Origin of the sequence: Deefgea piscis, assembly GCF_013284055.1 — a bacterium.
Lineage (GTDB): Bacteria > Pseudomonadota > Gammaproteobacteria > Burkholderiales > Chitinibacteraceae > Deefgea > Deefgea piscis.
In genome coordinates this window covers 2719032-2736853 of record NZ_CP054143.1, presented here as the reverse complement: position 1 = coordinate 2736853, position 17822 = coordinate 2719032, and the positions used below count along the sequence as shown (strand labels likewise).

Sequence of the window (17822 nt, the reverse complement as noted above, 5' to 3'; positions counted from 1 at the left end):
GCATCGCGCCGCACTCCTCATTCATACAATAAATAGGTATTGCCTTGGCTCTTTTGAAAAACAAATCACTCAGCGATATACCCCCACAAGACCTACCATTTTTATATGCCTTTGCCGTCTATGGCAAAGGCCTTGGGCAAACTCGGATCATTGAGTTACTCAAACGGCTGTCCCTAATTACGCCGTTTGAACCGGCCATTGCACTCGATATTCCATCGGTCAAGGCCACCTTAGGGCGCTTACTGATCACTCAATGGATTAAAAACGACGTGGTCGGTTTTGAGCTCAACGAAGGCTTGCAATGGCCGCTGTTGGCGCAATTAAACCAGCGTGAAAATCTACTCGACTGGGTCAATGCCGCAGCACAAACCAAGCCCGTGGTGCAATATTGGGAAAGCACGTCCAGACAAAGCTACGCCACGCTGTGCGTGTTTTCTGCGCTATTGGGTGATGAATCGCTACTGACTACCGATCTCGAAGCATTTAGCACCAGCGGCATGTCGTTAGCGGCGCTGGAGCAGCATCCGGTGCATTTTTTCTTTAGCCATCCACTGGGTGTGCGCCACTTTGCCACGCTCAACGTTGAAGTTCAGGCCTTGCTGCTGGTGAATTTCTTGTATTTTGCCAGCAATTTATTAGCCCCCGCCAAAGCGCAATACGATTACGCCCTCAATCATTGCGCCACCCTGAAAGGGGTGCTGCCCAATTTTGTCTCGATCTTGGCTTGGCAGGCGCATTTACGCGGCGATCAAGATGCATTTACCCATCTGGCAAGCTTACTTAACCCCAATGTCTTGTCCGAAGCAGATACCGCTAACCGACTCAGCCGTGGGGATTTTGCCAGCGCGATTCATCGTTTTGGCCTGCTGATTGAGCAAATAAAAAAACACAGCAATAAGCGCAAAGTCGGCATTACTGGTACCAATGGCCTGCTTTACAGCTTGGCCTTAATCGCCGAGCGCAGCGAAGACGATTTAAAGCGCTTGGTGGTGCAATTTGAAGTCGGCAAAAAAGACAAACTCAATAGCCTGTATGACGAGCATATTGATTGGATTTATTACCTCGCCACGGGCTTAGCCTGCCACACCTCCACAGTACAGCCCGTCACCGCCAGCTATGGCTTTGCCGGACTGATTGAACTACTGATTTTGTATTGGCGCGACTATCCATTCGATGCCAATTGGCGCACCCAGTGCGAAAAACTGCATCATGCATGGCAAGAATACGAATGGGTAACGCAAGAGCTTGACGTGTTGATGGCGCGCGCATTTAGCGATGATTTGCTGCAACCGAATTGGCATGCCGATCGCCAACTCACCGCTTGGGTGGATTTATTACCACGCGAAGCGGCTTGGTCACGGGCGCTGACGGCGTTAAGCCAGCTCAACACCAAACCCAATGAAGTTGCCACCAGTCATATTCGGCTAGCTTGGCTGGTTAATCTACTGCACGGCGGCGTTACCCTCGAGCCCAGAGAGCAAAAACTCGGCGCCAAAGGTGTGTGGAGCAAAGGCCGCGCCGTCGCACTCAAACGGCTGGCCATTGGCAATGACCCCGCCTTGGCTTACTTAAGCGCGCAAGATCAACGCATCATGAAGTATGCGCGTGCAGAGCATAACTACTATGGCGAATCAGGCTATACCCTTGATCACGAATCGGCATTATTCGAGCTAATCGGCCATCCACAAGTATATTGGGCCGATGCGCCCGATGTGCGCATTGATATTGTTGAGGGTGAAGTTGCCCTACAACTGAAAGAAAGCAAAGGCCAGATTTCACTCAAGCTCAACCCTAAAGTGATTGCGGGTGAAGATGTTGTTTGGAAAAAAGAAACCCCAACCCGGCTGATGGTCTATCGCATCAAACCCGACATCCGCCAAATCGCCGGCATTATTGGCAATGGCCTCATGGTTCCGGCCCAAGCTAAGCCACAACTGGTTGGCGCGATCACGGCCATTGCGCCACATATCGCCATTCATTCGGACTTGCCCGAGCTAGCGGCACACATCAGCGCAATACCGGGCAATACGATGTTGTACGCGCATTTATTGCCGCTCAATGAAGGCTTACGCTTGCAGTTTTTGGTGCGCCCTATTCTGGATGGCGGCTGGTTTACCCCCGGCAAAGGCGCGGCCAATATTTTGGGTGAGCAAGACGGCAAAACAGTTCAAGCCGAACGTGATTTAGCCCAAGAAAAAGCCACCCTCAACCATGTGCTCAATGTCTGCACTGCGCTAGCCAATGCCGAATCTGATGGGCAAGAATGGCAAATGGACGCACCCGACGATTGCCTCGAACTATTAATGCAATTGCGCCGACTGCCTGCCGAGCAAATCGAGCTGGTATGGCCCGAAGGCGAGCGCTTTCGCTTAAAAGCCACCAAATCACTGGCCAATATGAAGCTAGGGCTTAAGCAGCAAGGTGATTGGTTTGTCGTGAACGGCGAGGTCAAACTCGACGACGGCAAGGTCTTGCAATTGCGCCAGCTACTCGAATTACTCGACGCTTCACCCGGCCGCTTTTTAAAGCTCGGCGACAATGACTATCTCGCCCTCACCGATACCTTTAGAAAACGCCTCGAAGAGCTCTACGCCGTCGCAGAACCCAGCGGCAAAGACGGCTTTAAAGTCAACCTGCTGGCCAGCAATGCGCTACTTGAACTGAGCCAAGAAGTGGGCGAGCTCGAAGCGGATGCCGCGTGGCGCAATCACATCGCCAAGCTCGATCAACTGGCGCAGCACCAGCCCAAAGTGCCGTCCACTTTGCAAGCAACACTGCGCGATTATCAACTAGACGGATTTCAATGGCTGTCTCGCTTAGCGCATTGGGGCGTTGGCGCGTGCTTGGCCGACGATATGGGCTTGGGCAAAACCGTGCAAACCTTGGCCTTAATGCTCGAGCGCGCACCGCAAGGCCCGTGTTTAGTCGTCGCCCCGACTTCAGTGGCACTCAACTGGGAAGCCGAAAGCTGCAAATTTGCCCCTACGCTCAAGATTCAAGCGTATGGGCAACAGCGCAAACTCGATGCTTTAGGCGCGTTTGACGTCATCATCACCAGCTACGGCTTACTGCAACAAGACGCCGAGCAATTTGCCGCCGTACATTGGCACACGGTGGTGCTCGATGAAGCACAAGCCATTAAAAATGCCACCACTAAACGCAGCCAAGCGGCCATGGCGCTGCAAGCCGACTTTAGAATGATTGCTACCGGCACGCCGATGGAAAACCATTTGGGTGAGCTATGGAATCTATTTCGCTTTATCAATCCAGCGCTGCTGGGCTCCAAAGAAAAATTCACCGCCAAATACGCCAACCCGATTGAAGGCGGCGAGAAAGCGGCCAAACAGGCACTCAAAAAACTCATTCAGCCGTTTATGCTGCGCCGAACCAAAACCCAAGTACTGGCCGAATTACCCTCACGCACCGAAATCACACTGCGCGTGCCACTCAGTAGCGACGAGCAACATTTATACGAAGCGCTACGCCAACAAGCCGTAGAACGACTCGACAGCATTGATGAAGCGGCTAAAAAACCGATGCAAGTGCTGGCCGAAATCACCAAGCTGCGCCGGTTTTGCTGCAACCCCAAACTAGTAATGAAAGACAGCCAACTCATCGGCAGCAAGTTGACTGCGTTCGCGGAGATCACCGAAGAGCTACTGGACAATCAGCATAAAGCTTTGGTGTTTAGCCAATTTGTCGACCATTTAGCCATTGTGCGTGAATGGTTAGAACAAAAAGGCATTGCCTACCAATATCTCGATGGCAGCACGCCACCGAAAAAGCGGCTTGAAGCGGTGAATGCCTTTCAAGCGGGTGAAGGCGATGTATTTTTGATTAGTCTAAAAGCCGGTGGCTCAGGACTGAATTTAACCGCCGCCGACTATGTGATTCACCTTGATCCATGGTGGAATCCGGCCGTAGAAGACCAAGCCTCAGATCGGGCGCATCGCATGGGACAACAACGCCCTGTCACCATCTATCGTCTGGTTGCGGAAGGCACGATTGAAGAGCAAATCGTCGCGCTGCATCACAATAAACGCGACTTGGCCGATAGCTTACTCGAAGGCGGCGATAGCAGTGGCAAACTCGGTGCCGATGCCTTATTGCAACTACTTAAGTCGGCAGTATGAGCATGCAAAACTATGATTTTCGGCCCGCCGAGCCGAGCGATGCCAAAGCCATTCACGAACTCATTGTGCAATCGATCACACAACTGGGGGTATTAGATCATCAGCATTGCGCACAAACGCTCAGCGACTTATGCCTTGCTGTTGAGGTTGACGACATCGCCGAATCGATCGCCGATGGCGACACCGTGTGGCTTGCAGTGCAGCAGCAAGCCATCTGCGGTGTTGCCACGATGGATAGGCATGGCGAAATCTTGCATTTTTATGTCTCGCCACTGCATAGCGGGCAAAATTTGGGCCGCGCTTTACTTGCGGCAGTCCAATTGAGCGCCCGCGAGCAAGGCTTAAGCCATATAATGTTGGCTACAACGCACAGCGCCCGTGGATTTTTCCGTGGGCAGGGTTTTATCCCGACGCGCCCTGACTTTGCTGAGTGGTTAGAAAAACCACTTCAGCAGCACTAAATCAATGGAAATCAGTATGAGCAAACTCCTTAGCGACGCACAACTAGAGCAACTCGACAGCTTTTTAATGTCACCACGCACGCCAGCCGAAACCATGGACATCGAAATGCTCGATGGTTTTTTGGTGGCACTGGCCGTGGGACCAGAAGAAGTACCGGAAGATGAATGGCTACCGGCGATTTTTGCTGGCACCCCGCCAGAATTTGACGACCACGCAGAAGCCGAACAGATTTTCGGACTGATTCGCCAACACGCCGCCAGCATTAAAGCCGCGTTTTCAGTTAATCGCCGTGACAACCCGGGTGAAAACCCACTGTATGTGCCAGTAATTTTGTCGGACGAAGATCAAGACGAGCAATGGCAAGAAACTTCTGGCGTGTATTGGGCCTCGGGTTTTTATGCCGGGATTGAAGCGCGCGGCGAAGCGTGGGACGCGCTACTGGAAGCCAATGAAGAACTCGACACCGCCGTTGAAAACATTCTGGCACTGGCGGCCAGCGCGGGCGACGAAGCCGACACCAGCCCAAGCGATGAAGTGGGCGCCGAGCCAATCAAGCTACTGACCACCAAAGAGCGTGCTGATCGCGTGGCCGAGCTGCCTTGGCATGTGGAAGACATTATGTACTTTGTGCTGGAAGAAAAATTTGGCCACGTTGAGCAAGTGAAACGCGACGAGCCTAAAGTCGGTCGTAATGATCCTTGCCCTTGCGGTTCGGGCAAAAAATTCAAAAAGTGCCACGGTGCATAATTAATGCCCAAGTGGCTCACGCTACTTCGCCCTAATCGCGGGCCATTCCCCCCTTCGCGCATGCTGTTGGGGGTAATGGCTTTTGCGATTCCCATGGGTTGGCAGGTTTATCACGGTCACAACCAAGCGGCGGGCATGATGGGCTTTGCCATTTTGGCAACGCTGATGCTCGACATTGGCGGCACCCGTAAAAAACGCCTCGAAAGCATGGTCGTTGGTAATGTACTGATGCTGCTTGCCGCCAGTATTAGTTTGAGCATCAATCACAATGTTTTGATTTGGCTGGGCGGCATTTTATTTTTAATGACTTTAATCGGCGCGAGTTTATCCGCTGGTTTTGCTTTGGATTTATTGCTGCGGCTACTGGCCTCAGCTTATTTGATCGGCTACCCCGGCACGTTTGTCTCGAGCGCCATTTTGCCCTATTACCTGATTGCGGCGACGATGACGATTGCGCTCAGTGTGAGCTTTGCGCCCAGAATGAATAATCCCATCGGCCTACAAGTCCAACCACACTGGCGTAGCGACTATCAACAACTGCGCAAAGGCCAGTTTGCTGGTGCCACCTTTGGCATTTTGTTGGCCATTGCCTGTGCCTTAAGCTTTTTTTCTGCTCGCTACTTCAATCTGAGTGCGCCCAATGTGGCCGCCATTTGTACCGTAGTGGTATTTCGCCCCGAGCCCGACCGCACTTATCCCACCATCTGGCTACGTTTTGTCGGCGTTTTACTGGCCTCGTTTGTGGCTTGGTTGTTTGTATTTCAAATTGATTCAAGCTTCGAGCTCATCTTACTAGCGGCCCTATCGGGCGCGCTGATTCCGGTGGCCTTTGCCAATGGCTTAATGTATGTCGCAGCGATAATTACTTTCATTGTGTATGTGATTTTGGCGCTACTGGGGATTCATGGCCATGCCGCCGAGATTTCGGCTGAAAATCGGATTTATGAAACTGTCTTAGGCGCCAGCATCGCGGGGATTTTTGCGATGATTTTCCATAGTTTAAAACCAGCAACAGGGAAGCAATAAGTTTATGTACCGTTTAGTGATACAAGCGCCAGAATTGGCCACACAAGCCCTCAAACAACTGGCGCGTCTTTCTGGTGCGCAGTCAATTGAAGCGATCGACCAGCAGGCGTTTAAACTGCATGCGGCCGAAATCGACAATCTTGAAGCGGTTGCTGATTTTTGTGAATCCAACCAACTTGACTTTGCCTTTATTCCAGAAGATCTCAGCGTGCGCGACATTGGCTTAGTCGTTATGGATATGGACTCTACGCTGATCACCATCGAATGCATCGACGAAATCGCCGATATGATCGGCATCAAAGCACAAGTTGCCGCGATTACTGCGGCGGCCATGCGTGGCGAGCTTGATTTTAATGCCAGCCTTACGCAGCGCGTGGCTTTGCTGGCGGGGCTCGATGAGTCGGCGCTAGAGCGCGTTTTCACTGAACGTTTACAACTGATGCCGGGCGCAGAAAAAATGCTCGCCGGTTTTCACGCGGCTGGCGCACAAACCTTATTGATCTCCGGTGGATTTACTTTTTTTACTGACAAGCTTAAAACGCAACTTGGGCTTACTCGCACCATTGCCAATGTACTGGAAATCGAAAACGGCAAACTCACCGGCCGCATTGTTGGCGACATCGTCAATGCCGAAAGAAAACGCGCTGAATTGATCGCCATGCGCGATGAACTCGGTTTACGCCACGAGCAAGTCGTGGCAATGGGCGATGGCGCCAATGATTTACTGATGCTCAATGCCGCTGGTTTTGGCGTAGCTTGCCACGCCAAACCTAAGGTGCAAGCCGAAGCGCCTTACAAAATCAATTATGTTGGCCTCGATGGCGTCTTAAATTATTTTAAATAATCTTTGCGCCTGAGATGTAGTCCCCAGCGACACCACTAAAACCGTTCACGTGCGAAATAGCATCTGAGCGGTTTTTATTCTCTACGCCAAAATTATTCCTATGGGTATATCAACATAAGCACCATTCTAAATAACTTCTGAAGATATACCTCTAATACATCACAACTATAAAAATTATTTTAATTTTTTTCTCCGATTTGTGTAATAACAAAGCAGTCGCCACGACTACCATTGTGTCGATACAGACAAACGCTGCTTTTCTTACTTGATTAGATACGCTGGAGAATGAAAATGAACAATAAATCAATCTTACTTGCCTCAGCCATGGTTGCCGTTTTAGCTGCCGCTGCACAACCGGCTTTAGCCGCCGATGCCGCCAAAGAAAAATGCTATGGCATTGCCAAAGCGGGCGCCAATGATTGCGCCGCCAATGGTCATTCTTGCGCCGGCCAAGCGGGTGCCAGCATGGATCCCAAAGAATGGAAGTACGTTGCCAAAGGCACCTGCACAGAAATGAAAGGCATGCTCAAAGCAATGTGATTACCTCACTGCGGCAGGTGAGATAGGCTACTCATCCTGCCGCATTCAATCTTTAACATTCCAAGTTGATTGCGATGCTGACCACACTCCCCGCCTGCGCCGGTTTAGGACTTAGAAGCCCCCATATTCAACAAGTTATTCACCAGCGCCCGCCAGTGTCTTGGTGGGAAGTGCATAGCGAGAATTATTTTGGCGGTGGCGCGCCGATTGCAGCGCTCGAAAAAATCCGCGCCGACTATCCAATTAGCTTACATGGCGTCGCCATGGGGCTAGGCAGTCCCGATGCGCTGGATACGCAGCACCTTACGCAATTGCAGCAACTGGTCGAACGCATCCAGCCACAAGCGATTTCTGAACATTTGGCGTGGAACCGCATCGCGCAACGCGCTTACGCAGATTTATTACCCGTACCTCGCGTTGAAGGGGTTATTGCCCTCATTAGCGAGCGCATCAACACCGTACAAGCGCGGCTGCAACGTCCGATCTTGCTAGAAAATGTATCGAGTTATATTCAATTTAAAGAGGATCAATACTTAGAAAGTGAAATACTGGCTGAATTAGTCGCGCAAACCGGTTGTGGCTTATTACTCGACGTCAACAACCTCATTGTCAGCCAAATCAATTTAGGCATTGACCCCAAAATTGAAATCGCCCATTTGCCGATTCAATCGATTGCGGAAATTCATATTGCCGGATTTGAGGTTTTTTCTGGTGTCGCCATCGATACCCATGGTGCAGCGCCGCTACCAGCCACATGGCAATTACTCGATTTGGTTTTGGCACAAACCGGCCCGATTCCGGTCTTGCTTGAGCGTGACCAAAACATCCCCGCATTGGCCGATTTAATGCAGGATTATCAACAACTCGATGCACATTGCGCCGCCATCTGGCAAGGGCAAGTCGCATGAACTATCACACGCTTTTGCTTGAATTTGCTCAAGCGATGGACCACCCCGATCGGCCCAAGCAATTTCTTAGCACGGCAACACAAGCCAATATGGCGGTTTACCGTAATAATGTCCGGCTCAATCGCGCCAATGCCTTGCAAATTGCCTATCCCACCATTTTTGCTTTATTGGGGGATGAATTTTTTATGGCGATGGCTGACTGCTATACCGAACAAACCCCCTGCCATAGTGCCAACTTGCAGCGCGAAGGCGCACATTTTCCCGCGTTTATTGCGCAATTTGCCCCAGCACAAGCCTACCCCTATTTAAGTGACATGGCTCATTTTGATTGGGCGATGCATATTGCCCATACTGCAGACGATTGCACTGCGATTAGCGCACAATCTTTGGCTGAATCCGTCAACGAGCTGGGCGAGCTTGTTTTTACCTTGCATCCCGCCGTCAGCATTATCGAGTCACCATGGCCGATTGCCAGTATTTACGCCATGCATCATGGGCAAGCTGCGCCGCAAGACTTACACCAAGCCGAATCAGTCATGATTTGGCGCGATCAATACCAAGTCATCGATGCGGCCAATGCACAATTTTTACGTCAATTACAACAAGCGCAGCCCTTATCTCAAGCCTTAATAACCGCCGCCACCCTCAGCGCCAACTTTGACCCCACGGCGAGCTTAGGCCAATTAATTACCCAGCAATTAATTCTAAAAATTACGCCCACTTCGACCGCATCATCGCAAGGCGCTGAGCCGAAATAGATCACCAAGTTATGGTACGACCAAGCGTTGGCTCTCAACGCATTGCTGCGCACGGCAAAGCTGCACCCGCCAATGCGCTGGCCGAGTTGGCGGCACGCCTTGCCAACTGCCGCACCACACACCGGCCTGACAGGCGCGTTTAATTTTTTGGCTAACAATCACCTGCCGCGAATTTTCATCGAGCAAACGCCAAGTCTCAGGTGCTACGCTCGCAGCAGCGGTTTGCCAACTAACCAGCACCTGCCCCGCCACCAATCCTGAGCCCAGCTCAGCATCGCTATCGGTATACACATTGACTTCAGGTGGCGTTGGCGCGAGTGCCGGGCCCAGCATGGCCTCGACTGTCTGCGCCCGGGACTCACTACAGCGACTTTCCTGACATAAACGCACTGCCAGCGAATAAACGCCATCCACTAAAGGCAGTTGTACGCTGCCTGCTTGGCTATTTTCAGTATGCTCAGTAAATTGGCTAGACCGATAAATCACTTTGCCCGCATTGAGTACTTGCCATTGATCACCGGTTTTCCCCCAATACAAATGCCATTGCAGCATAATTTTGCCGTCGGTGACGACAGCAGGAAACCAAGCCAATTCGGGCTGACCTGGCACGTGCTGCGACTCAGTGCTTTGCTCTGCCAACTCAACCCACGTTTGCGCATAGGCAGCACTACATTTAGGCGCTGCTTGCGATCCATTACACAACCGCACTTCCCATTGATGCTCACCGGGCTCGATTTTTTCTATGGTAAAAACGCCGCCTTGCACATCATTGAGCACCACTTCAGATTGCGTTTGGGTAGTAGAACTAGCGGTATCAGTAGCGGATGCAGACAGCGTGGGTAAAGGGCGCTGAATAAAATCTTTGCCGCGATAACGCAACTGCTGATTATCCCAAACCTCCCACCATTGCCCTACCTGCCCCATGCCATTTTGCCAACTCAAGCTAAACCGACCGGCTTTGACCCGACGCGGCACCAAATCTAAAAACGGTGCTTGCGGTGTTTCATCCACCTGCGCGCCCATCGTTGCTATCTCGTTACTCGGCGCCACAAACTCAGCGGGAATAATTTCTGTGGCATTACCCCGAATCGGCGCGGGTTCGGGCAAAGATTCACACGACATTAAGCCAAGAATCATCGTCGGCTGGCAGGCCAATTGCATGCGAGAAGCCGCCTCCGCACTGGGCAATAAAAAACTCGCCTGTGCTGCAGGCATTACGCCCAAGGTGGCCAGCACCAGCCCACTGGCGCCTAACCATCGGCTGACTGCCGTGAATAACCAAGACGCCAATCGCCCTCGGCGCTTCATAGTGAGCACTCATCCTGCTGATTAAATGGACGACTCAACTCCAATTGCAATTGCAACATCCGCTCACCTCTAAATTCATTCACATTGATTTTGTACACCGCAGTGATATCTTTAGGTATTGGCTCGCAGTAGTTAAATTGCATGGCCTCTACAGCAATACCTGACTTTGTCGCCAATTTAAGCTTGCTATGCTTTTCGCCGACAATACGCTGCTCTAATACCCGAAATTGCCCCTGAAATACAGGTGCAGGAAACCCCTGCCCCCAAACTTGGCTTTCTAAACCTTCGGCAGTGGCCAACACAAAAGCATCTGGCGGCAACTCACCATCGGTTTCGATAATGCGGCTTAAATCACCTTCATTGAGTAATTCACGGCAAACGCTTTCAAATGCGGCTTTAAATTCGGCAAAATCGCGAACATTTAACGACAAACCCGCCGCCATCGCATGCCCGCCAAATTTACGAATTAAATGCGGATGGCGTTTGGAGACTAAATCCAGCGCATCGCGCAAATGCAAACCGGGAATCGAGCGCCCCGAGCCTTTGATTTCATCACCATTGCCATTGGCAAAAACAATGGTTGGCCGATGAAAACGATCTTTCATTCGCGATGCCACAATCCCCACCACGCCTTGATGCCAATCGGGGTTGTACAGCGCAATACTAAAGCTGTCATCCACCGCCACACTGGCCAATGCCAACTCGGCCTCAGCGCGCATGCCTTGTTCAATATCGCGGCGCGCTCGATTTAATTGGTCTAGTTCACGCGCTAAAGGCAAAGCCGCCTCTTCACTGGCGGCCAGCAAAGTGTTGATACCAAAACTCATATCGTCCAAACGCCCGGCGGCATTCAGGCGCGGCCCCAAGGCAAAACCCAAGTCAAAGCAACTGGCTCGAGCATGAAAACGCCCCGCAGCACTAAACAAAGCCATAATCCCGGGCGCAGCGCGGCCAGCGCGCATTCTTTTTAAGCCTTGCTCAACCAAAATCCGATTATTTGCATCGAGCTTAACCACGTCGGCCACGGTACCCAAGGCGACGATATCAAGCCATTGCGCCAAATTAGGCTCAGTTTTGCCCGCAAATGCGCCGCGCGAGCGCAGCTCGGCACGCAGTGCCATCAACACATAAAACATCACGCCAACACCGGCGAGATTTTTACTCGGGAACGCACATTCGGGCTGATTGGGGTTCACAATCAAAGCATCCGGTAACGTATCGGCCGGTAAATGATGGTCGGTAATTAACACCTCAATACCCAGTGCGCGCGCCGCCTCAACCCCAGCATGACTGGCGATGCCATTGTCCACGGTAATAATAATATTCGGATGGCGCTCGGCCGCCAAAGCGACAATTTCTGGCGTAAGACCATAACCATATTCAAAACGATTGGGCACAATAAAATCCACTACCGCGCCAAATGCCGCCAAACCTCTCATACCCAAAGCGGTGGCCGTTGCGCCATCACAATCGTAATCGCCAACAATCAACATGCGCTGCCCAGCAGCGATGGCATCGGCCAAACGAGCGCCCATTTCAGCGGCGTTTTTGAGTTGGCTAAACGGCAATAGGTGCTTTAACTCATACTCGAGTTCTTGCGGATCGGCAATGCCACGCGCAGCATAAAGCCGCGCATGCAAGGCTGAAAATCCAGCCGTTAACAATGCGTTTTCTAGCTGGGCCGGAACGGGACGAGGACGAATAGTCAGCACAAAAATCCTTTAATCAATACACCCAAGCCAAGCAGCTTGGGCCGCGCAGATGCGCTTAAAACGGCAGTCGTGGCGCGCGCCAAAAACGATACAAATCCAATCGGCTCACCCGCACCTTGGTGCCAGCACTGGGCAGCGTTAACGTAAGCGATTGCAACTGCCCCGCCTGCAACTGAGCCAGTAGCGGAGCAAACCAATGCTGCTCTAACCATTCCCACTGACAGCGCCATTCATAAGCACGACCATAAATCGCATCAATACTTAATTGATCGAGCACCACCATCACATCATGCGCTGGCAAATCGGCCACCGCTGGTGCACTTTGCCAATGCGCGCCCACTAAAGCCGCTACGCGATGATCGCCGCCCAAAACCTTAGGCGAAACGGGCAAAGCGACTGCAGTCGGAATCTGAGCGCCGCCCCATAGCCAGACACTATTAATCATTGCAATGCCGGCGGCATCGCGTTCATCATTCACGCGATGCCCATACAGCAACATTTGGATTTCATTGAGAACGGCATTAAATTGCAAAGCCTGCTCGCCCTGCGGCAAATAGTCTTGCATATTGCCGCCCAAAGCGTCGGCCAATGGGGTGAATTGCAATTGCGGGTCGGCCGGCAAGCGTAAATACCAGCGGCTCGGTGTGACGGCCACAAACAAAAAACCATCATCGGCAAACTGCTGATTGAGTGCGGCCACTAAAGCATCGGCTTCAGCTTGGCTAATTTGAAATAAAGGCACGCCAAGCATCGTGAGTCGATCACGATCAATGCGCAAATGAATGGGGTCGCAACACAGCCAATACCCCGGTTGCGCCGCGGGAAAGTCTTGCGCCAAAGCCAAGGCAGTGAGCGATGAGGATGGGTAATTGAGCCGCTGCGCTAAGAAATCTGCCGCCGTAGCCATCGGGCCAATCGGGCAGCGTTGCTGCTGCCCCTTGCCATACAGCGTAGCCAATGCTGGCAATGTTAAATCGCGGTTGATTAATGGGCGTAAATCTTCATCACGCCAGACCGTATCGGGAATAATCAGTTCATAGTTCATGGTACTGATTTTACACGGAACACGCTCGCGCCGGAAAACAACCAACGCCAAGTTAAAATTACGCCATTATTTAAAACCGGACGCTGAATCGGCGATGGGCTGAAAAGCAATCACCGCCATCCCCAGCAAAGCCAACAAGGCCCCCAAACCATCCCAACGGGTTAAGGTCACCCCATCCACCACGCGCAGCCATACTAATGCCACAGCGATATACATCCCGCCGTATGCGGCATAAATTCGTCCGGTGGCACTCGGATGCAGGGCTAAGCAATATGCAAACAAAGCCAATGACACCGCCGCCGGAATCAAATACCACGCGCTACCGCCTTGCTTGACAACTCGCCACACCAAATAACAGCCAACAATCTCTGCCACGGCAGTAAAAGCAAACAACAAAAACACTCTAAAAAATTCCAAAACCCAGCCCTCAACCATGCCAAACAACAATTCATAAATGGCTGCGAGATTACCATTTTAAATGCACGGTCGAAATCAAAAACACAGGATCCCGCTTAACCGCAAGCCGAACTCGCTCGGCTAAAAAGTTTGTTCGTGCATTGCCGTCACATTTAAACAGCCCAATCCTGCCAGCACAACGCTCAACCTAGCCATGCGCCAACCCAAACGGCGAGTATCATCAAAACCAAGCCCGGCACGATACGCTTTGCGTACTGAACGCCGCCAGACTTAAAAGCAACAATCGCTTTCATCAGCGTATTGCTGGTCAGGCCAATCAAAATTGGCCCAACCGCTTGCGCGCTCGAGATCTTATTGTCGGCCATCAATGAGGCGGCCGATGCCGCCGTTGCATGTGCATCGGCTAAGCCGGTTAATGCCGCACCTAGCCACATGCCGCGCGCCCCCAAGTAAGCATTTAACGCGGCCGATAAAAGCAAGATCAAACTCACTAGCCCAGCAAACACCGCCGCTGACTTTAAACTAAAAGCGCGTCCGATATCGTCACCTGCGTTTTCAGCGGCACTGACGGCGTCTTTTTGCCATACAAACAGCAGACCATATAGGCTGGCGGCAAATCCACCGAGTGACAAGGGCCAGACCAAGGCGGTTAATAGCGATGTTTGTATCAGGCCAATGACGACCATCATTTGAATAATGGTGGCAATGGACGAAAGCACGGCCCCAGCCACTGCACCACTCATCATCGCGGGTTGGCGCGACACGCGCTCGCCCATGGCATATATTGTGGCGGTACTTGAAACAAAACCGGCGGCAAACCCCGCCAACGGCAGGCCGTAACGCGCGCCCAAGGCGCGCATCGCCAAATAGCCAAGCGCACTAATCGCCATGACTGCGACGATCAAACGCGCCACCGCACGCGGATTGATCGCATCAAATGGCCCCATAAAACGGTCGGGCGCGAGAGGCAACACAATCAAGGCCATGGCTGAGAACAAAATAATGTCTTTGAGCTCCTGCGCAGTCAGTACGCTACGCACGAAATGATGCAAGCGATCTTTCGCGGCCAATAGCAGCGCCAACACGACCCCGACTGCTGCAGCCAACATCGATTCACGGATGGCCAAGCCACCCAACAGACAAGTTAACAACAACGCAAACTCGGTTGTCATACCAGGATCCTGATCCTGAATGCGTTGGTAGGCAATAAACACGCCGACCCCCACAATCAACGTCGTTACGGCCAGTAATAATCCATCGCCCAAGATAACACTCACCGCGCCAAGCAAGGCGCAGACCACAAACGTGCGAATGCCAGCCGCTACTCTTTTGGGGCCACTCCCCTTGCGCCGCTCACGCTCAGCCCCGACCAGCAGCCCGATACCAAGTGCTACACACAGCCCAAACAGGGTGGATTGATCTGCCAAACTTAGCATTTTATTCTCCCCAATATTTGGGCATTCATGACATCGATCGCATCCGGAGCAAGCCACAAGCAATGCTTTTTATTTGGCTGGGCGAGCACCTTGCGCTTCTAATACTGGCACGAATATGTTCCGAGGCACGCTACAAAATGGCCATTTACGTATCCAAGATATGTTTGGCAAGCATCAGACACGTCGTTTCTATTCATTCAAATGGGGTATGTTTAAATAGGTTAATCTGGAGTTTATCCTTAGCCATATACCCCCGATTTTATTAAACAGCGCCACGCGTACTTGCGAATTTATTTGATCAATTGGAATGGCTCGCCTCAACGCCAAACAGTCATATCGCACCTGTATAGATGTCAGTCGCTGTCAATTAATCCTCCCCTCGAATAACGAGCATTCGATTATCGCCATCTTGTATCCGCCGATAGCCCTTGAGCGTCACGAGTAAATCCCGAAAGGCATACGTGTATTTATCTTGATCGCCGGAATATGCCCATGTGTATTCGCCGCCAGTATGCTCACGTGTATTGCGCACCTCAGCCATCAAGTCCAAACGCCATTCACCATCTACTTTTATAAAAAAGTGTGGCGACACCAATGGCGTATTGGTGAAGTACAGTAAAGCCAAGTCGCCGCGCTCGACGATCTTAAATTGCTTACCGTATTCACTGAGCAATATGAATTCCGCATAAGCAGGGCTGCTCGGCAATGAGGCTAAATATTGGCGAGACTCGGGGGTGAAAAATTGAGCATCGGGATCCATCGGCCAATGCGCCAACCATGCCAGATAGGTGTGATATGTACTTGTTGGGGATTGACCAGCTGGAAAGGCCGCTTTACTTTTTGACGGCACAATTGCTTGACTGCCTTGCTTGGAACCAAGAGCAACCGCCGCATTCACACCAGCACCACCAGAAAGATAGGCTAACTCGCGGGCCTTAACGATTGTGCGCGGGTCGAAGTCGTTGCCAATCACCGCCTCGCGCATGCGATGTTGCAATAGACGCAGCAGTAAGCGCAAACCCAGAGAGACATCCCCTGAAGCAAAGAATATTTTCGCATGCTCTTGCACAAGATAGTTTACAAAAACATCAGGAAAGACTGCTTCTAAACCATAACCGACCTCAACCTTTAGTCGTTGCCCTTGCAGGTCGTACAACAACAAAAGACCGCGTTGTTGACCGGTTTGCTTACCGATTTGCAATTGCGCCATCCAATCTACCGCCTGAGCCTCAATGGTTTTATTGCCCATATCGGGCAAAAAAACCATCCGCACATCAATCCCTGATTCTCGCAAAATCCAGCCCATATACTGCTCAAAGCGCGGTATATCCCCAACGGGAATGATGCCAGTTTGATCGATGAGGTGAGCGTCTATAGGCAATGGCTTTGACGCCGAAACGGGGGCAGATGCAACAACAAGCATGCCTGCATCGGGGGCTTGTCTGTAATGCCAAAAACCCAATGCCGATAGCGAAACCACACACAGCGCGATACCACAGATGGTGCTGCGACTCATTATTTGTTATTCGCTAGATATTTCAACGCACGCTCTTCGCCTTGCGCTGCCGCTTTTTTAATCCATGCCTCTCCCAAAGCAGAGTTGACTTCAATCCCTTGTCCCGTCAAGTAATGAAACCCCAGCGCACTTTGCGCAGACCGATTCCCTTGCTCAGCGGCTTTGCGGTACAAATTCAAGGCTTGAGCTAAGTCTTGCGGTACACCTTTACCGCTCTTATACATAGTTCCTAAGTTGTACTGCGCTTTGTCGTAGCCTTGTGCGACCGACTTGCGATACCACGCAGCAGCCTCGGCGTAATTGATTGCTGTGCCAAATCCATTGTAATAACAGAGCCCCATATTGTATTGGGCGTTGGCATAGCCTTGATCTGCTGATTTGCGATACCACGCTATAGCCGCAGCATCATCATAACCTCGAGCTAAATTGCCGATTTTATTTTGCGCAAAGGCATCACCGCTTTGCGCCGCCGCGAGCAAAGTACCCACTGCATTTTTATCGCCCGTTTGCGCTTTGTTATACAAACTATTGGCTTGCTGCTCGGTTAATTTGGCACTAGCGACGGGCAAAACAAACAATACACTGACAACAAGCAAAGCAAACGCGACGATTTTACTCATAATTTTATGTAAGCTTAAGTTGTAAATCCGTAGCGTATTACAAGCTTACTGTCGACGCATTACTCTACGCAGCATTGTTGTTAAATCAGCGCTTTTCATAGCAAAACTGCTCGTTTATACAAAAAGCTTACAAACTCCTGAATAGCCTATTTTTCGGCGGATTGCAGCCAGTCTCTTAGGCAAGCACTGTCGTTGCAATTTCAGTTTTTGCTTGTGATGCCACTCGATTTATTTTGTGTGTACATCTAGTGTGGAGGGGCTGGAACGATACCTGCTTACTCAATGCCGTGTTGTCTCAACACATAGTAGTTGGCAGGAAACGCCCAATTTCTTGATTTTACCGTTCTGAA

Annotated in this window: 15 protein-coding genes; 8 read left to right on the top strand and 7 right to left on the bottom strand. The window is 51.3% G+C overall.

All coding sequences use genetic code 11. The annotated features are described in order from the left end of the window. The first annotated feature begins 44 nt into the window (after positions 1 to 44). From HQN60_RS12830 to HQN60_RS12795, 8 genes are all read left to right on the top strand, one after another. On the top strand, positions 45 to 4133 hold the full coding sequence (locus HQN60_RS12830; RefSeq protein ID WP_173534023.1) for a DEAD/DEAH box helicase: 4089 nt from the start codon (positions 45 to 47) through the stop codon (positions 4131 to 4133). Between the two features lie 2 nt (positions 4134 to 4135). Beyond that, entirely contained in the window at positions 4136 to 4594 is a 459-nt protein-coding gene (locus HQN60_RS12825; protein WP_173534022.1) for a GNAT family N-acetyltransferase, read from the top strand. A 16-nt stretch (positions 4595 to 4610) separates the two neighbouring features. Beyond that, a complete protein-coding gene (locus HQN60_RS12820; protein WP_173534021.1) occupies positions 4611 to 5342 on the top strand; it encodes a UPF0149 family protein in 732 nt (243 codons plus the stop codon). Positions 5343 to 5345: 3 nt separating this feature from the next. After that, positions 5346 to 6368 carry an FUSC family protein gene (locus tag HQN60_RS12815; RefSeq protein WP_173534020.1) on the top strand — a complete coding sequence of 341 codons (1023 nt, stop codon included), beginning with the start codon at positions 5346 to 5348 and terminating at the stop codon, positions 6366 to 6368. A 4-nt stretch (positions 6369 to 6372) separates the two neighbouring features. After that, positions 6373 to 7212 carry a phosphoserine phosphatase SerB gene (gene serB / locus HQN60_RS12810; RefSeq protein ID WP_173534019.1) on the top strand — a complete coding sequence of 280 codons (840 nt, stop codon included), beginning with the start codon at positions 6373 to 6375 and terminating at the stop codon, positions 7210 to 7212. A 291-nt stretch (positions 7213 to 7503) separates the two neighbouring features. Next, complete coding sequence (locus tag HQN60_RS12805; protein ID WP_173534018.1) at positions 7504 to 7752, top strand: BufA1 family periplasmic bufferin-type metallophore; 249 nt, start codon at positions 7504 to 7506, stop codon at positions 7750 to 7752. Positions 7753 to 7826: 74 nt separating this feature from the next. Next, a complete protein-coding gene (gene bufB, locus HQN60_RS12800; protein WP_173534017.1) occupies positions 7827 to 8660 on the top strand; it encodes an MNIO family bufferin maturase in 834 nt (277 codons plus the stop codon). Next, on the top strand, positions 8657 to 9418 hold the full coding sequence (locus HQN60_RS12795; RefSeq protein WP_173534016.1) for an HvfC/BufC N-terminal domain-containing protein: 762 nt from the start codon (positions 8657 to 8659) through the stop codon (positions 9416 to 9418). The genes bufB and HQN60_RS12795 overlap by 4 nt, the downstream gene beginning before the upstream one ends. A gap of 9 nt (positions 9419 to 9427) precedes the next feature. On the opposite strand, the gene HQN60_RS12790 is transcribed toward HQN60_RS12795, so the two are convergent. From HQN60_RS12790 to HQN60_RS12760, 7 genes are all read right to left on the bottom strand, one after another. After that, positions 9428 to 10726, bottom strand: coding sequence for a chitinase N-terminal domain-containing protein (locus tag HQN60_RS12790; protein WP_173534015.1), 1299 nt, complete (start codon positions 10724 to 10726; stop codon positions 9428 to 9430). Beyond that, positions 10723 to 12438, bottom strand: a complete 1716-nt coding sequence (gene recJ, locus HQN60_RS12785) for a single-stranded-DNA-specific exonuclease RecJ (RefSeq protein WP_173534014.1) — start codon at positions 12436 to 12438, stop codon at positions 10723 to 10725. Before recJ ends, HQN60_RS12790 begins: the two co-directional genes overlap by 4 nt. A 55-nt stretch (positions 12439 to 12493) precedes the next feature. After that, the gene (locus HQN60_RS12780) at positions 12494 to 13483 is read right to left on the bottom strand and encodes a hypothetical protein (protein ID WP_173534013.1); all 990 of its coding nucleotides are present in this window, start codon (positions 13481 to 13483) and stop codon (positions 12494 to 12496) included. Positions 13484 to 13549: 66 nt separating this feature from the next. Continuing rightward, positions 13550 to 13885 (bottom strand): YnfA family protein, encoded by a 336-nt coding sequence (locus HQN60_RS12775; RefSeq protein WP_444542348.1) that lies wholly within the window; start codon positions 13883 to 13885, stop codon positions 13550 to 13552. A gap of 197 nt (positions 13886 to 14082) precedes the next feature. After that, the gene (locus HQN60_RS12770) at positions 14083 to 15336 is read right to left on the bottom strand and encodes an MgtC/SapB family protein (RefSeq protein ID WP_173534011.1); all 1254 of its coding nucleotides are present in this window, start codon (positions 15334 to 15336) and stop codon (positions 14083 to 14085) included. 367 nt (positions 15337 to 15703) lie between these two features. Then, a complete protein-coding gene (locus tag HQN60_RS12765) occupies positions 15704 to 16852 on the bottom strand; it encodes a TPM domain-containing protein (protein WP_173534010.1) in 1149 nt (382 codons plus the stop codon). After that, entirely contained in the window at positions 16852 to 17472 is a 621-nt protein-coding gene (locus tag HQN60_RS12760; protein ID WP_173534009.1) for a tetratricopeptide repeat protein, read from the bottom strand. Before HQN60_RS12760 ends, HQN60_RS12765 begins: the two co-directional genes overlap by 1 nt. Positions 17473 to 17822 lie beyond the last annotated feature (350 nt).

Excerpts from the sequence above, each read along its gene's own strand:
- HQN60_RS12780 (WP_173534013.1), bottom strand. The coding sequence starts at position 13,483 with ATGAACTATGAACTGATTATTCCCGATACGGTCTGGCGTGATGAAGAT.
- HQN60_RS12795 (WP_173534016.1), top strand. The coding sequence starts at position 8,657 with ATGAACTATCACACGCTTTTGCTTGAATTTGCTCAAGCGATGGACCAC.
- HQN60_RS12815 (WP_173534020.1), top strand. The coding sequence starts at position 5,346 with ATGCCCAAGTGGCTCACGCTACTTCGCCCTAATCGCGGGCCATTCCCC.
- HQN60_RS12805 (WP_173534018.1), top strand. The coding sequence starts at position 7,504 with ATGAACAATAAATCAATCTTACTTGCCTCAGCCATGGTTGCCGTTTTA.
- HQN60_RS12770 (WP_173534011.1), bottom strand. The coding sequence starts at position 15,336 with ATGCTAAGTTTGGCAGATCAATCCACCCTGTTTGGGCTGTGTGTAGCA.
- HQN60_RS12790 (WP_173534015.1), bottom strand. The coding sequence starts at position 10,726 with ATGAAGCGCCGAGGGCGATTGGCGTCTTGGTTATTCACGGCAGTCAGC.
- HQN60_RS12825 (WP_173534022.1), top strand. The coding sequence starts at position 4,136 with ATGCAAAACTATGATTTTCGGCCCGCCGAGCCGAGCGATGCCAAAGCC.
- serB (WP_173534019.1), top strand. The coding sequence starts at position 6,373 with ATGTACCGTTTAGTGATACAAGCGCCAGAATTGGCCACACAAGCCCTC.
- HQN60_RS12820 (WP_173534021.1), top strand. The coding sequence starts at position 4,611 with ATGAGCAAACTCCTTAGCGACGCACAACTAGAGCAACTCGACAGCTTT.
- HQN60_RS12765 (WP_173534010.1), bottom strand. The coding sequence starts at position 16,852 with ATGAGTCGCAGCACCATCTGTGGTATCGCGCTGTGTGTGGTTTCGCTA.
- bufB (WP_173534017.1), top strand. The coding sequence starts at position 7,827 with ATGCTGACCACACTCCCCGCCTGCGCCGGTTTAGGACTTAGAAGCCCC.
- HQN60_RS12760 (WP_173534009.1), bottom strand. The coding sequence starts at position 17,472 with ATGAGTAAAATCGTCGCGTTTGCTTTGCTTGTTGTCAGTGTATTGTTT.